The following is a 14,941-nucleotide window of genomic DNA, read 5'->3' on the forward strand; positions in this document are numbered from 1 at the left end:
TATGATCATATCGATGAGAGAGGCAAGAGAAAGTGCAAGAGAATATGCTTTGCGGCAGATTAAGGAAAATATTATATCATTAAAACTTGAACCTGGGAGTGCAGTTAGCGAAAATGAACTTGCTAAAGAACTGGGAATTAGCAGGACACCAGTTAGGGAGGCATTACAGGAACTCCAGAAAATCAATTTAATTGAAGTATATCCTCAACGGGGAAGTGTGGTGGCTAAAATTAATTTTGATATTGTGGATGAAATGGTTTTTTTGCGTAGGGTATTGGAAAAAGCTGTTGTAGAAGAATTGTGTGATTGTATAACAGAAGAAAATGTACAGGAACTTGAAAAAAATGTACAGCTTCAGGAATTTTACCTGGATAACAGGGTGCCAGAAAAAATAATTGAACTTGATAATGAATTTCACAAGTCACTTTTCTTGATGTGTAATAAGGAACGAATTTACAGATTAATGGAGGGAACACAGGGACATTTCGATCGTATTCGTACATTAAGTATGTATTCTGTAAAGGATATTAAAATTGTTGCGGATCATAAGGCTATTTTAAATGCAATAAAGTCTGGGGATAAGGAGTTGTCCGCAGAGTTTATTGTAAAACATCTTTCACGATATAAATTGGATCAAAGTGAGATTATTGAAAAATATGCAGAATTTATTTTTTAATTAAATTTAGAAGAGGAGTAGCAGGTATGAAATTAAAAGAAGCCTGGGAAACAAGAGAAAAGTGGAACAAAGATTATTTTATACCTTCTTATGACAGAGAAATGGTAAAGAAAAATACCAATAATGCTCCAGTCTGGCTGCATTTTGGTGCTGGAAATATATTTCGGGCATTTATTGCTGCGGCTATGGATACGTTATTGGAACAGGGACTAAGTGATAGAGGAATTATTGTTTGTGAGGATTACGATAAGGAATTAGTTAATCGTGTATATGCTCCTTATGATTGTATCAGTCTTATGGTTACACTTCGATCAGATGGAAAGATAAATAAAAGAGTAATTGGAAGTGTGACAGAAGCGGTGACAGATACGGAGCGAATGAAAAAACTGGTTCAGATGCCATCCGTTCAGCTAATCAGTTTTACCATTACAGAAAAAGGATATCAGGGACCTTTGATGAGGAAAATGGCAGAGCTTTGTCTGGAAAGGTATCATGGAGGTGCTTGGCCAATTGCACTTGTTAGTATGGACAATTGTGCTCATAACGGAGAACTATTATCCAGTGCTGTCAGGATGCAGGCGCAGCGTCTGGTGGAAGAGGGAAAGGCAGAACAAGGTTTTCTGGATTATCTGGAGGATGAGTCAAAGGTGTCTTTTCCATGGACCATGATTGATAAGATTACGCCAAGGCCTGATGAAACGGTAAAAGAGCTTCTTGAATCAGAGGGGTTTGAGAATGTGGAACAGATTATAACATCATGCAATACGTACACGGCTCCTTTTGTCAATGCAGAAGAAACAGAATATCTGGTTATTGAAGATAAATTTCCAAACGGAAGACCAAATCTGGAGGCAGCGGGCGTATTGTTTGCTGATAAAGAAATAGTAGATAAAACAGAAAAAATGAAGGTAGGAACATGTCTGAATCCATTACATACAGCACTTGCTGTGTTTGGATGTCTTTTAGGATATGAAACTATTCATGCTGAAATGGAGGATCCACAGCTTAAAAAGCTTGTATGTGAACTGGGATATAAAGAAGGAATGCCTGTTGTGGTAAATCCAGGAATTATACAGCCAGAGCAGTTTTTGAAGGATGTATTGGAAAAACGTCTTCCAAATCCTTTTATGCCAGATTCTCCTTATAGAATTGCTACCGATACCTCACAGAAAATTCCAGTTCGGTTTGGACATACCCTTCAGGCATATAGCAAAAGCTCCACATTGGAAGTAAAGGAATTGAAAATGATTCCTCTGGTGTTTGCAGGATGGTTAAGATATCTGATAGGAGTAGATGACCAAGGTGCAGAGTTTACAAGAAGCAGTGATCCAAGGCTGGAAGCGTTGACCGAACAAATGAAAGGAATTGAGTTGGGTAAGGAAATAGAAGGGGAACAAGGAATTGATTTGATTTTGCAGGATCAGAGCATTTTTGGTATTGATTTATATCAGACAGGACTGGCAGATAAGGTGAAAGTAATGTTTAAGGAAATGGCCAGAGAAAAGGGAGCGGTACGAAAGGTGCTTCAAAAATACTGTATTTAATTGAAAAGGATGTACTATTAGGAGAGAAAATAGTATGTCCTTTCTTTGCAAATAGAACGACGAGAAAAGCGAGATTTGAAAAGGAGATTTTTATGAGTGAATTGGTAGAAAATAAAGATAAAATAGAAGAGTATAAGAAGCAGGCAAGAGAACTGACTGCTCAGCTGACGTTAGAAGAAAAAGTATTTCAGATGCTGCATAATGCGCCAGCAATTGAACGCTTAAACATAAAAGCATACAACTGGTGGAATGAGGGATTACATGGTGTAGCAAGAGCTGGTATTGCTACAATGTTTCCTCAGGCAATTGGGTTGGCGGCAGCCTTCGATGAAGAAATGATGGAAGAAGTAGGAGATGCGGTAGCCACAGAAGGACGAGCAAAATTTAATATGCAGCAGGAATTTGGAGATACAGATATTTATAAGGGGTTAACCTTCTGGGCACCCAATGTTAATATATTCAGAGACCCACGTTGGGGAAGAGGGCATGAAACGTATGGAGAAGATCCGTATTTAACCTCCAGATTAGGGGTCAGATTTGTACAGGGATTACAAGGACATGATGAAAGTTATTTAAAAGCAGCTGCCTGCGCAAAGCATTTTGCTGTTCATTCAGGACCAGAGGATTTGCGTCACAGCTTTGATGCCAGGGTTACTGAAAAGGATTTAAATGAGACATATCTTCCAGCTTTTAAAGCACTTGTTCAGGAAGCTAAAGTAGAAACAGTTATGGGGGCATATAATAGGACAAATGGTGAACCATGTTGTGGCAGTTCTACCTTATTAAAAGACATACTGAGAGACAAATGGGGCTTCGATGGACATATAGTATCTGACTGCTGGGCAATAAAGGATTTTCACGAAAATCACAGAGTAACAGAGGGACCAGTGGATTCCGTTGCTCTTGCTGTAGAAAATGGATGTGACTTAAACTGTGGTAACATGTTCTTTTATCTTTTAGAAGCGGTTAAGCAGGGAAAAATTTCAGAAGAGCAGATTGATCAGGCTGTCACCAGACTTTTCACAACTAGAATCAAACTGGGACTGTTAGGAGATCATAAGCAGGTTCCATTTAACGATATTCCTTATGAAATAGTAGACTCGGATAAATATAAACAACTGAATCTTTCTGTGGCTAAGAAATCACTTGTTTTGCTGAAAAATCAGAACCAATTGCTTCCGCTTAATAAAGCTGATATTAAAACAATTGGAATTATTGGACCAAATGCCAATAACAGAAAAGCACTTGAAGGAAATTATGAAGGAACGGCTTCCCGATATGTTACAATTTTGGAAGGATTTCAAGATTATCTAAAGGATGATGTGAGAGTTTTAACATCAGTTGGATGTCATTTGCACAAGGATCGGATCAGTGGACTGGGAATAGAGAATGACCGTATTGCAGAAGTGAAAGGTGTATGTAAAGCAAGTGATGTAATTATTGCATGTATGGGACTGGATTCTGGACTTGAGGGTGAAGAAGGCGATGAGGGAAACGAGTATGCAAGCGGTGATAAGCCACATTTAAATTTGCCTGGATTACAAGAAGAAGTATTAAAAACGATTTGTGAAAGTGGTAAACCAGTTATTTTAGTCTTACTTTCAGGAAGTGCGTTAGCTATTAACTGGGCAGAACAGAATGTAAATGCAATTGTTCAGGGCTGGTATCCAGGTGCATTAGGTGGACAGGCAGTTGCGGAGCTGGTCTTTGGTGAATGTGTTCCAGAAGGAAAGCTGCCAGTTACTTTCTACCGGACAACAGAAGAGCTGCCAGATTTCACAGATTATTCTATGGAAAACAGAACATATCGTTATATGAAAAACGAGGCACTGTTTCCATTTGGTTATGGGTTATCCTATACCAATTTTATTTTCTCAGATTTGACATGTAATTGTCAGGAGCTTACGCCAGATGGAGCAGAAATCGGTGTAACAATTAAAAATGTGGGAAATTATGCGGGTAGGGAAACGGTTCAAGTGTATGTAAAGGTTAATTGTGAAAATACACCAAATCCGCAGCTCAAGGCATTTGCCAAAGCAGCATTACAACCTGGAGAGGAAAAAAGGATTTCTTTTCATCTTCCAGCAGATGCTTTTAGTCTCTATGATGATAAGGGGACGAAACGAGTACTGGATACAACGTATACTATTTTTGTTGGTGGTTCACAGCCAGATGCCAGAAGTATAAAGTTAACTGGGAAAAAACCATTAGAAATCAATATAAGCGCAGCTCAAAGAATGGAACTTGAGTAATTTCTGTGCATAAGTCAGATGGGAGGATTGTGATGGAATATACAAATTGCTGGTTACAGTATCGACGTATTTCTGATAAAAATATTGCAGAGTTAGAAATATATTGCGATTTAGATGGGAAAACGGCTAGCTGCGGGATAGAAGAACTTAAAATTGGTTTTCAGGAGCTTTATGGAAGAGTTGTAAAAAAAGTAAAGCAGGAAACGGAGTTTAAGAATTGCGAAAAAGGAATTTTATTAAAGATAACTACAGATATTTCTGGAAAGGAAGAGTATTGTATTCAATGTGAAGAAGGAAAATGTGTAATTTCTGCTTTAACGGAAACAGGCATTTTATATGGTGTATTTTCGGTATTAAGAAATCTTCAGATACAGCAGGTGGAAGACTTTAATACATGGACATATGCAGAAAGAAAAAGTCCTTCGAATCCTTTGCGTATGCTAAATCATTGGGATAATATGGATGGCAGCATTGAAAGAGGATATTCAGGAGAGTCATTCTTTTTTTGTAAGAATGAAGTGCTTGTAAATGAACGGCTAAAAGCATATGCCAGAATGATTGCATCTGTAGGCATAAATGGTGTGGTGTTAAATAACGTAAATGTAAAGGGAGCAGCAACTGCATTAATTTCAGAACGTTATTATGAAAAGTTGCAATTAATTTCAGAACTCTTTTTATCTTATGGAATTAAACTCTTTTTAAGTATTAATTTTGCAGCACCGATGGAACTTGGGGGACTGGCTGTGGCGGATCCTTGTAACGAAGGTGTGATGCAGTGGTGGAGAAAAAAAGCAAATGAAATATGGGACAATATACCAGGCCTTGGCGGGTTTTTAGTTAAGGCTGATTCAGAGGGAAGACCGGGTCCATTTACGTATGGACGAACTCATGCAGATGGAGCTAATATGCTTGCAAGAGCGATTGCACCTTATGAGGGTATCGTTATATGGAGATGCTTTGTGTATAATTGCCAGCAAAATTGGAGAGATACAAAAACGGATCGAGCAAGAGCTGGATATGATAACTTTATGCCACTTGATGGGATGTTTGAAGATAATGTTATTTTGCAGATTAAAAATGGACCGATGGATTTTCAAGTACGTGAGCCAGTATCACCTCTTTTTGGAGCATTAAAAAATACCAATATGATGCTGGAGTTGCAAATTGCACAGGAGTATACAGGGCAGCAGAGACATGTTTGCTATTTGATTCCATGGTTCCAGCAAATTCTTGGATTTAATACATTTTGTAAGTCAGAACATAGTAAGGTATCAGATATTGTCAGTGGAAGAACGTATAACCAGAAAAATTGTGGTATGGCGGCGGTAGCTAATACAGGTAATGATGTTAACTGGACGGGACATGATTTGGCAGCAGCTAATTTATATGGATTTGGAAGGCTGGCATTTGATACAGAATTAAATCCTGAGTGCATAGGAACTGAATGGGTGCTTCAGACATTTGGATTCCATGAAAAAGTAAAAGAAACGATTCTTACAATATTAATGAAATCATGGCTCACATATGAAAAATATACATCGCCACTGGGAATTGGGTGGATGGTAAAACCCAATGTTCATTATGGACCTGATGTGGATGGTTATGAATATGACAGGTGGGGAACGTACCACAGAGCAGATCATAAAGCGATTGGTGTTGACAGGACCGAAATGGGAACGGGTTATTGCAGCCAATATAATGAACCACTTGCGTCTATATTTGCGGATAGGAAACGGTGCCCGGAAGAATTGCTTTTATTCTTTCACCATGTGGAATATGATTACATGCTATCCACTGGAAAAACCGTTCTACAGCATATTTATGACACACATTTTGAAGGTGCAGCAGAAGCGGCACAGTTTTATGAAATGTGGCAAAAGTTAAAAGGGCTGGTCGACGAAGACTGTTATCAGCGGACACTGGAACGATTTCATCACCAAAAGGAGCATGCACTGGAATGGCGGGATGTCATTAACTCCTATTTTTATCGTAAGACAGGTGTTGACGATAAAAAGGGCAGGCTGCTCTATTAATAAACAGTGGTTACAATATTGAAGGTTGTGTTGAAAAAGGAGACGGAGTACCATGTGTGAAAAGGGACTTTTTCTGTCACCCATTCTAGGGGATGGAATGATTTTACAACGAGATGTCTGTAATCTAATCTATGGAACGGATACAGAAAGCGATGTGGTAAAAGTATACTGGATGGATTCAGAGTACACTGCAAAGGTAGATGAGAAATATAATTTTTGTATAGAGCTGCCTTCTGTGTCTGCTGGTGGACCATATAATATGACGATAAAGGGAAGTAGTGAAATTGTAATTTCGGATATTTTGGTTGGGGATGTGTATCTGTTAAGCGGCCAGTCTAATATGGAACTTCCTATAAGAAGAGTATTAGATGTATCTGAAGAAGAAATTAAGAGAACTTGGGAACCAGATATCAGGCAATACTTGATTCCTGCTTCTTATAATTTTAGTGAACCAGAAAAGTATATGTATCAAGGGAAATGGAAAAAGGCTGTTACTGGGGACATTATGGATTTCAGTGCTGCGGGGTATTTTTTTGCAAAGGAAATAAAGGAAGCCTATCAAATACCTGTAGGACTAATTATGACAGCTGTTGGTGGCAGTAATATTAGCTCATGGATGAAGCCAGAAACCCTTAAAAAGTTTGGAGATTATGAAAAATTGGTGGAAGACTACAAAAACATTGATAATCTTTATTCCTTGATACAAGAACAGCAGAATTCTGCAAATCAATGGTCTGCTCAAGTACAAGAAGAAGAACAGATGGATAGGGAGTTTGCTAATTATAAGGAATGGGATAAATGTAGTATGCCGGCGTTAGTATCTGACTATGGATGGAGAGATTTTCAGGGTTCAGTATATTTATGTAAGGAAGTGATTCTGGATTCAGAGCCTGTTGATGAGGATACTTATATTTATATGGGAAGTATTATTGATTCGGATAAGATTTGGATAAACGGTGAACTAGTAGGAAGTACGGAATACAGATATCCACCTAGAAAGTATCCGGTGCGGAAAGGAATACTGAAGAAGGGAAAAAATCTAATTAAGGTCCGCATGGTTGTTAATAATGGCAATGGCGGTACCATAAAAGGGAAGCCGTATCATTTGTATTTTGATGGAATGTACGTTGAACTAGAAGGAGAATGGTTCTGCCGAATCGGGAAAAAAGTGGATACGGCTATGCCAGCAGTACTATTTCCACCTGGACTTCCTATATGTTTTTATCATACAGTAGTGGTTCCACTTTCTAAAATTAAGATAAAAGGTGTTTTATGGTATCAGGGAGAAAGTAATACGTGGAAGCCAGAAAAATATGCAGAAAAATTTGAGGCAATGGTATGTGACTGGAGAAAACTATTTGGTTGGGAAGTGCCTGTTATTTATGTGCAATTACACAATTACAGAGAACCATTGAATACAGTGGAAGATTCAGGCTGGGCAGCATTGAGGGAACAGCAGAGAAAGAATTTATCAATTAGTCAGTCAGCAATGGTGGTGGCAATGGATATAGGGGAATCAAATGATCTTCATCCTCAGAATAAAAAGGTATTAGGTGTCCGGTTAGCAAGAGCTGCTAAAGCTTTAATTTATAAGGAGCCTGGAATTCAATTAAGTCCTGTTCCTGATACTTTTGCTGTTGTTGGGGAAAAGGTTAAAATTGTATTTCAGTATCTGGAGAATATTGAGCAGGAGAGTATTCTTAATAATTTTGAACTGGCAGGCAGGGATAACGTGTTTTATCGTGCAATAGCGGTTCGGAAAGGAAATTGTGTAGTTGTATCATCGGAACAAGTAGATTTCCCAGTAGCTGTTAGATATGCATGGTCTGACAGCCCAGAAAATATTGATTTCTATAATAATGAGGGATTACCAGCAGCAGGGTTTCAAATACAATTATAATGTAAAGAAGAGAAAACAGCATCTTTTATAAGGTGCTATTTTCTTGCATATAAAGGAAGAATAGCATATAATTAGGTGGTAAGAAAAGTCAGTATAATGAAATACAAAAGAGTAACTATTGAAAGGATGCAGGGGAAAACAGGGGGGATGACATGTTTTTAAGCTGGAAAAAGGATACCAGAAATGCAAATCAAAAATCATTTGTGGAGTCGGTGAAACAGGAAGAACCAGTTCAAAGAGTAGTGGATGAAAAATCATTTACAAAACCAAATCAAAAGAATATATTTGAAGATATGTTTGAAGAGGAAAGTATTGAGGAGGATATAGAAGAGAAAGAAGGACTAGAAGAGGATGCCCTGGATGAGGAGGATATGGAAGAGGCATTAGCTGAAGAGGACTTGGAGGAAGAAGAACTGCCAGAGGGAATGGAAGAAGCGCCGGTGCAAATGAAATGTATCCAACTGTCAATTGGGAAAGGCAGAAAGAGAAAAACAACAAGAGGACATAGAAAAGTATCGCGTGTTTTTAAAGCTGCTTTTTCAACATTAGATCAAAGACTGCGTTATGTGCCTCGGGCTGACAGCGTTCATGGAAAGTGGAAGGGAAAGAGGGGTTTTTCCAGATTTATTTCCAAGGATAAAAGGGTAATCGATCACCTGAAAAAAAGAAAAAGGGATGGAGTTGATTACAATAATGGAATGCCTGATTTTACACCTTTTGCAAAGGAAACAGTTGTAATAAAGGATATGACAGATAACCGGAATCATAATTTTGCCCAGGCAGATGAAATCGTAGCAGAACGATGGGGGAAAACGAAATCAGTCGTGGCGAAGTGGAGAAGGGATAATAAATACACATGGCATGAACTCAATGATATGAAAACAATGCAATTAGTTCCTAGTATAATTAATAATCCGATATTTACCCACTTGGGTGGAGTGGGAGAATTTAAAATTAAAACAGGAAAATCACATTAAAAACAGGAGGGAACGAGAATGAAAAGAATAGAAGACAAAACATTTGGCACGTTGGAATATGATTTGTACTGGGAAGGCAGTATGAAGATAAATATGTTTGAGAAGGAATATTCTATTATATTAAGTATTGATGGGGAAGACGATGGAGATTTTCAAGATATGCAAAGGCAGGCCTTTGAAAAATTGAAAGAAAAGGAACAAGAGATAGTGAGTAAGATGGAGGAAAGTATTTTTGAATACTATCAATCGATCTGTCCAGAGCGGAGAAGTATACTGGATCCAGATGTAATTGATGAGGTGGTTCCAGTTATTACAGAAAAGAAAGAATTATATTCTATGGTCTGGCCTTCACAGTTAATTTTACGTGAAATGGAGGAAGACAGAGAACTTGCATTTTTATTTGATTGCAACTGGGATATTGATTTGGGTGTTGGAATCAGAATGATTAATGAAGAGATTGATGAAGTGGGAACGCAGGATATTGTGTTATAATAAGGAATAGAATAGGTAATATGCAAACATGGTGCCAAATCAATTGTGACAGGCACCATGTTTAATAAAGATAAGCTGAAAATCGGATTTGAACCGACGACCCCTTCATTACGAGTGAAGTGCTCTACCGACTGAGCTATTTCAGCACTGTTTCTATCTATATTGCTTAAATATGATAGCATAGTTTTAAGATTTTTTCAATACCTAATAAGTAAAAAATGGATGAGAAAAACCAAAGTATTTTTGCTTATTAAGAAATCGCCTAATACTGGGCTGGATGTATTAGGCAATAAACTTATGAGCAGATTGTTCATCATAATTAATTATTAATTATGATGAAGCAATTTCTTTGTTGTAATATTTTGTAATCTGTAAATAATACATTGCTCACTTACTTCAAAAAATGAACTTAGCTTTTGTGTACATTTACTAAATTCGTAAAACTTCTGCTCTAACAAATTTTGTGGAAGAAGTGCATAACTAGCAGCTTGGTTTGCCTGCCATTCTATACCTCGTTCGGTAATTCTTGTCTCTTCCAGGCACATATATTTTGCTATATGAGGATGAAACCAATAATGAGATAATTCATGCATTGCAATAAATCTTTTGGAGTAATTTGAGCGGTTTTTGTTTACAATAATACCACTAATATTAGGACCATGTACTAGCATACCTCTTATGTTTTCGTTTAAAAAACTTTCTTCATATAATAAAATGTTTTCTCTTGCTATTAATTTAAATGGACATAAAGGATAATCTTCTTCAGTAATACCAAGAGATTCTAATTTATGTGTCACCATTTGCTCCAGTTCTTTTGGTGTTATATAACCATTTATCAATATTCACGCACCTCGATTATATCTTCTTTATCATGTCATAGAATTTCCAAAGTTTTTCCATGTCGTCTTTTGAAACTTTCTTTTGCTGCATTTCTTTAGCAAAACTAAAGTACGAATCATCTAGTACAAATTTTTCTTTAATTTCACATTCAGTTGATTCGCCTATTATCCAAACAGGATTAACTCCTAATGCAGCTGCTATGGACTGTATAACTGGTAATTTTATTTTTTCAATAATACCCCTTTCATATCTGGAAATGGTTGAATCGGCTACACCTACTTTCTTTGCTAATTCAGAAATAGTTAAATGATTTTCTTCTCTCTTTGTTTTAATTCTTTCTCCAATCTCTTTATTATTCATGGTACACCTTCTACCTACTTTCTAAGTATTACAAGTCACAACTTAATAATACTATAGAGTTTTGCACCATGCAATAAGAAAAAGGTTTATTTATAAAAAAAATTGCGTAAAGCAGTTGACATATTTTGAATAAAGTGATAAGATAATTTTACAAAATTGCACTATGCAAGTTAATTGTGAGGAGGATAATATGGTAAACACAAGGAAAATAAGGGCGCGAATTGTTGAACTGGGACTAACATATGAAATGATATCAGGAGAAATGAAGATTGCAAAGCCGACAATAAGCCAAAAAATTAATAACGTTCGGCCAATGAGGTTAGACGAGGCACAGAAATTAGTTCAGATATTACAAATAGATAAGAAAGAGTATGCAGAGTATTTTTTTGTTTAATTAATTGCACTACGCAAATTATTTGTAATTGTTTATAATTTGTAAGACAGAGAATAAAGTACATATCTTTTTAATCTTTAACAATAATCCCTATTAGCAAACAGGCAGTTTACATAGAAACGAGATACATACGATCTCAATTCAAAATAAAACAAGAATATACCCGTAAAAAAGAACTTTATGATAAAAAGAATTAAAAAGAGGTGATTTTTTGACACGAAATGAACTAGAGATGAGCAGACATATAAAAGGAGAAATTATGGATATTCAAGAAAATATTAACGCCCTTGAAGTGAAAAGAGAAAAAATAAAAGGAAGTGTTAATAGTAGTTTAAGTAGATTTTCGTTTTTTCAAAAAGATATATGTGGTGAAGGAAGTTATAACGACTCAGAGTTAGAAATGATGATTCAAAAACATATTAATGTTTTAGAAGAAAAGGAACTTTATTTACAACGTCTTCAAATAGAAATAGAAGATTTTTTATCTAGTGTTGAAGATAGTTACATACGAAGAATTATCAGACTTTGGTGCATTAATTGTTTAACATGGAATCAAATTGCACAGAAACTTGGTGGAACAGAAGACAGTGTAAGAAAAATATATACTCGTTTTTTTATAAAGAAATAAAAGTTGTCCGATATGTCCGTTTTCTGTGTGATATATTAAATTTGTAACAAGGATTAGATATCTTTTCCTAAGACATATTTATTAATTTTGAAGGCTGTATGGAACAGGGGATAAGGTAGAGCCTGAGAAAAAGGAAAGGTGGTGCAATATCATTAGGAAACAAATATGTTACATAAGTACAGAGAGGGTGAATTAGAAACATGATAAACAATGTAAAAGAAGCAATTACAAATCAATTATTGGAATTGTATCCAGCAGCTGAAGGGTATACGGTTTTTAATGAAGATAATTCTCAAAACTTTGTGTCCAAATCATTTTTAGTTACATTGGTATCCCAGAAATACAGTAAACAGGTGGGAGACAGATATAAAGGAGAGTTATCCTTTGATATAGCTTATTTTAGTGATAAAGAGGACAGAGAAAAACGTGTAGATTGCTTAAATATACAATTGGGATTGTTTCGGGAATTTGACCTAATAGGGACGTATAGGGTGCTTGATAAACAAGCGGTTATCAATGAAAATGTACTGCATTTTTCTTTTCAAATTAATTATTATGAAGTAAAAATAGAGGAAGAGATAAAAATGCAGAAACAGAAAACAACAACCAGTATATAAAAGAATGGAGGAACATTATGGCAGGAACATGGGATACAAAAAATAAAATTTTACCAGGTGCATATATTAATTTTAAGACAAATACATCTTTATCAATTACCCCAGGTGAAAGAGGAATTGTAGTATTATTACAGGAAATGACTGTAGGCGCAGCAGGTGAAATGTATGCTGTCAATCTAACTGAAAATAATTATCCAACAGGTGTATCTAAAAATGACACTTTGCTGGTAAATGAGGCATTAAAATGTGCTAAGACAGTACTTGTTTATAACTTAGGAACTGCTCATAGCGCTGAAACAGTAGAAGCAGCTCTATCTGCGTTAAGAACTGTTGAGTTTAATACAATAGCATATCCATATGATGGAACAGCATATGAAGCAAACAAAGCAGCAATTGTTGCCTGGATTAAAACTATGAGAGAAATTGAAGGCGTTAAAATTCAAGGAATACTAGCAAATTGTGCAGCAGATTCGGAAGCAATGATTAACGTTGTTCAAGGAATTGAATTACTGGACAATACAATTCTTTCACCAGCACAGGTTACTGCTTGGACAGCAGGAGCTGTGGCAGGTGCAAGTGTAAATAAATCCAATACAGGATTAAAATATGAAGGTGCAATTGATGTGGTACCACGAATGTCAAAAACAGATATGGAAAAAGCTATTGGTGATGGAAAATTCATATTCAAAGTGGATACAGCTCAAAATGTAACAGTAGTTTATGATATTAATACGTTAACTACACTTACAGAAAAAAAGGGTAAACAGTTCACAAAAAACAGAGTAATTCGAACACTGGACGGAATAAACCGTGATATTGTTTCTATTTTTGAGTCTAATTACGTGGGTAAGGTTAGTAATAATACAGATGGAAGAACAATGCTTAGAGCAACGCTGATTCAATATTTTAATGAATTGCAGCGTATGTCGGCAATCCAAAACTTTACGGCAGAAGATGTTACAGTAACCGAGGGAACGGAAGCAGATACTGTAATGATTGAGTGTAATATTCAACCAGTGGACGCAGTAGAAAAAATGTATATTACAGTTTCATTATTTTAAGAAGGGGGATTAGCATACTATGGCAGATAAGTATTTAAGATTAACAGATACCATATCCTCAAAAGAGGGGAAAGCATATATTACAGTTGATGGGAATGTAAGAGAATTATTTGAGATATCAAGCTTGAAAGCACAATTGGATTTAACAGTGCAATCTAGAGCCATGCTTGGTCATAGAATGACACAGCATAAAGTAACAGGTGCAGAAGGTACAGGTAGTATGACGATGTACTTCATGAATTCAGATATGCTGAAATTAGCAATAGAGTATATCCAATGTGGCTCCTTAAAAGGAATTACACTACGTGTGAAAAATGAAGATGCACAGTCTACTATCGGAGCTCAGGAAGTTGAATTATATAATGTTTTATTAAAAACAATTCCAGTTACATCTATAGATGATCAGTCTGAAGATCCGATTACGATAGAAACAGAGTTTACTTTTGATGATATCGTTGGATTAAGTTATTTCGATTTGCCAGAAAATTATAAAGGCAATTAGTCGCTGTAAAAAACTTGTTCAAATTAGAGGAGGAATCTTTTATAGGTTTCTTCTCTCTATATACAGATTAAAAGGAGGATATTTATGAGTTCATTAAATGCATTTTTGCATCCAATACAAATAGAAAATAAAGAAGTAATTGTATCTAACCGATTTGTGGAAGACGGAAAAATTGTTCCATTTGTAATTAGACCAATTACTCAGGAGGAAAACAAAGGACTAATTAAAAAGCATACAAGAAGAGACAAGAAAGGTGTAGAGACATTTGATCGGGCAGAATATGTACAAGCTATGACAGCGTGTGCGGTAGTATTTCCGAATCTTGCTAACGCAGAATTACAAAAAGCTTATGGAGTGTTAGGAGAATCAGCACTTCTTCAAAAAATGCTTTATGTTGGTGAGTATGCTGAACTTGCACAGGCGGTACAAGATTTAAGTGGTCTAGATAGTGATATTAATGAGGATATTGAAGAAGCAAAAAACGAATAAAGCAAGGTGATGCTGAATTTGCTTTGGCACATTTTGCTTTACAAAAACTGCATATTCTCCCATCTGTTCTTGTAGAAATGGATGATAAAGAAAAAGCGTTTATTTATGCTAGTATCCAATTAAGAGTTGAGGAAGAAAAAAAGGCATCAAATAAAATTTCGAAAGGAGGTAGATAG

General features: G+C 36.1%; 16 protein-coding genes and 1 tRNA gene. 14 read left to right on the plus strand and 3 right to left on the minus strand.

The features are described from left to right. Position 1: 1 nt before the first annotated feature. From BM305_RS08370 to BM305_RS08400, 7 genes are all read left to right on the plus strand, one after another. Positions 2–676 (plus strand): GntR family transcriptional regulator, encoded by a 675-nt coding sequence (locus BM305_RS08370; RefSeq protein ID WP_092560241.1) that lies wholly within the window; start codon positions 2–4, stop codon positions 674–676. 26 nt (positions 677–702) lie between these two features. Beyond that, positions 703–2,220, plus strand: a complete 1,518-nt coding sequence (locus tag BM305_RS08375) for a mannitol dehydrogenase family protein (RefSeq protein ID WP_092560242.1) — start codon at positions 703–705, stop codon at positions 2,218–2,220. A 92-nt stretch (positions 2,221–2,312) separates the two neighbouring features. Further along, positions 2,313–4,472 carry a glycoside hydrolase family 3 N-terminal domain-containing protein gene (locus BM305_RS08380; protein WP_092560243.1) on the plus strand — a complete coding sequence of 720 codons (2,160 nt, stop codon included), beginning with the start codon at positions 2,313–2,315 and terminating at the stop codon, positions 4,470–4,472. A 32-nt stretch (positions 4,473–4,504) separates the two neighbouring features. Next, complete coding sequence (locus tag BM305_RS08385; protein WP_092560244.1) at positions 4,505–6,505, plus strand: alpha-glucuronidase; 2,001 nt, start codon at positions 4,505–4,507, stop codon at positions 6,503–6,505. Positions 6,506–6,557: 52 nt separating this feature from the next. After that, complete coding sequence (locus tag BM305_RS08390) at positions 6,558–8,405, plus strand: sialate O-acetylesterase (protein WP_092560245.1); 1,848 nt, start codon at positions 6,558–6,560, stop codon at positions 8,403–8,405. A gap of 152 nt (positions 8,406–8,557) precedes the next feature. Then, positions 8,558–9,382 (plus strand): HNH endonuclease signature motif containing protein, encoded by an 825-nt coding sequence (locus BM305_RS08395; protein WP_092560246.1) that lies wholly within the window; start codon positions 8,558–8,560, stop codon positions 9,380–9,382. A gap of 18 nt (positions 9,383–9,400) precedes the next feature. Next, a complete protein-coding gene (locus tag BM305_RS08400; protein WP_092560247.1) occupies positions 9,401–9,874 on the plus strand; it encodes a DUF6985 domain-containing protein in 474 nt (157 codons plus the stop codon). Positions 9,875–9,947: 73 nt separating this feature from the next. Here BM305_RS08400 and BM305_RS08405 read toward each other — a convergent pair. The 3 genes from BM305_RS08405 to BM305_RS08415 form a co-directional block, all read right to left on the minus strand. Further along, positions 9,948–10,020, minus strand: a tRNA-Thr gene (locus BM305_RS08405). 180 nt (positions 10,021–10,200) lie between these two features. Then, positions 10,201–10,713 carry an ImmA/IrrE family metallo-endopeptidase gene (locus tag BM305_RS08410; RefSeq protein WP_092560248.1) on the minus strand — a complete coding sequence of 171 codons (513 nt, stop codon included), beginning with the start codon at positions 10,711–10,713 and terminating at the stop codon, positions 10,201–10,203. Positions 10,714–10,729: 16 nt separating this feature from the next. Then, the gene (locus tag BM305_RS08415; RefSeq protein ID WP_092560249.1) at positions 10,730–11,074 is read right to left on the minus strand and encodes a helix-turn-helix domain-containing protein; all 345 of its coding nucleotides are present in this window, start codon (positions 11,072–11,074) and stop codon (positions 10,730–10,732) included. A gap of 190 nt (positions 11,075–11,264) precedes the next feature. Here BM305_RS08415 and BM305_RS08420 point away from each other — a divergent pair, with 190 nt between their 5' ends. From BM305_RS08420 to BM305_RS19330, 7 genes are all read left to right on the plus strand, one after another. Next, positions 11,265–11,468: a DUF739 family protein gene (locus BM305_RS08420; RefSeq protein ID WP_092560250.1), complete on the plus strand. Its 204-nt coding sequence runs from the start codon at positions 11,265–11,267 to the stop codon at positions 11,466–11,468. Positions 11,469–11,679: 211 nt separating this feature from the next. Beyond that, positions 11,680–12,096, plus strand: coding sequence for a hypothetical protein (locus BM305_RS08425; protein WP_092560251.1), 417 nt, complete (start codon positions 11,680–11,682; stop codon positions 12,094–12,096). Between the two features lie 200 nt (positions 12,097–12,296). Next, on the plus strand, positions 12,297–12,713 hold the full coding sequence (locus tag BM305_RS08430) for a phage tail terminator family protein (protein WP_092560252.1): 417 nt from the start codon (positions 12,297–12,299) through the stop codon (positions 12,711–12,713). A 17-nt stretch (positions 12,714–12,730) separates the two neighbouring features. Then, the gene (locus BM305_RS08435) at positions 12,731–13,774 is read left to right on the plus strand and encodes a phage tail sheath C-terminal domain-containing protein (protein WP_092560253.1); all 1,044 of its coding nucleotides are present in this window, start codon (positions 12,731–12,733) and stop codon (positions 13,772–13,774) included. A 19-nt stretch (positions 13,775–13,793) separates the two neighbouring features. Next, a complete protein-coding gene (locus BM305_RS08440; RefSeq protein WP_092560254.1) occupies positions 13,794–14,276 on the plus strand; it encodes a phage tail tube protein in 483 nt (160 codons plus the stop codon). A gap of 84 nt (positions 14,277–14,360) precedes the next feature. Next, positions 14,361–14,765, plus strand: coding sequence for a phage tail assembly chaperone (locus BM305_RS08445; RefSeq protein ID WP_092560255.1), 405 nt, complete (start codon positions 14,361–14,363; stop codon positions 14,763–14,765). Positions 14,766–14,788: 23 nt separating this feature from the next. Further along, positions 14,789–14,941, plus strand: a complete 153-nt coding sequence (locus tag BM305_RS19330; protein ID WP_242940497.1) for a hypothetical protein — start codon at positions 14,789–14,791, stop codon at positions 14,939–14,941.

Origin of the sequence: Anaeromicropila populeti, from assembly GCF_900112775.1 — a bacterium.
GTDB lineage: Bacteria > Bacillota > Clostridia > Lachnospirales > Lachnospiraceae > Anaeromicropila_A > Anaeromicropila_A populeti.

What these genes read in the sequence shown, in the direction of transcription:
- BM305_RS08370 (WP_092560241.1), top strand. Translation starts at nt 2, where the DNA reads ATGATCATATCGATGAGAGAGGCAAGAGAAAGTGCAAGAGAATATGCT.
- BM305_RS08375 (WP_092560242.1), top strand. Translation starts at nt 703, where the DNA reads ATGAAATTAAAAGAAGCCTGGGAAACAAGAGAAAAGTGGAACAAAGAT.
- BM305_RS08380 (WP_092560243.1), top strand. Translation starts at nt 2,313, where the DNA reads ATGAGTGAATTGGTAGAAAATAAAGATAAAATAGAAGAGTATAAGAAG.
- BM305_RS08385 (WP_092560244.1), top strand. Translation starts at nt 4,505, where the DNA reads ATGGAATATACAAATTGCTGGTTACAGTATCGACGTATTTCTGATAAA.
- BM305_RS08390 (WP_092560245.1), top strand. Translation starts at nt 6,558, where the DNA reads ATGTGTGAAAAGGGACTTTTTCTGTCACCCATTCTAGGGGATGGAATG.
- BM305_RS08395 (WP_092560246.1), top strand. Translation starts at nt 8,558, where the DNA reads ATGTTTTTAAGCTGGAAAAAGGATACCAGAAATGCAAATCAAAAATCA.
- BM305_RS08400 (WP_092560247.1), top strand. Translation starts at nt 9,401, where the DNA reads ATGAAAAGAATAGAAGACAAAACATTTGGCACGTTGGAATATGATTTG.
- BM305_RS08415 (WP_092560249.1), bottom strand. Translation starts at nt 11,074, where the DNA reads ATGAATAATAAAGAGATTGGAGAAAGAATTAAAACAAAGAGAGAAGAA.
- BM305_RS08420 (WP_092560250.1), top strand. Translation starts at nt 11,265, where the DNA reads ATGGTAAACACAAGGAAAATAAGGGCGCGAATTGTTGAACTGGGACTA.
- BM305_RS08430 (WP_092560252.1), top strand. Translation starts at nt 12,297, where the DNA reads ATGATAAACAATGTAAAAGAAGCAATTACAAATCAATTATTGGAATTG.
- BM305_RS08435 (WP_092560253.1), top strand. Translation starts at nt 12,731, where the DNA reads ATGGCAGGAACATGGGATACAAAAAATAAAATTTTACCAGGTGCATAT.
- BM305_RS08440 (WP_092560254.1), top strand. Translation starts at nt 13,794, where the DNA reads ATGGCAGATAAGTATTTAAGATTAACAGATACCATATCCTCAAAAGAG.
- BM305_RS08445 (WP_092560255.1), top strand. Translation starts at nt 14,361, where the DNA reads ATGAGTTCATTAAATGCATTTTTGCATCCAATACAAATAGAAAATAAA.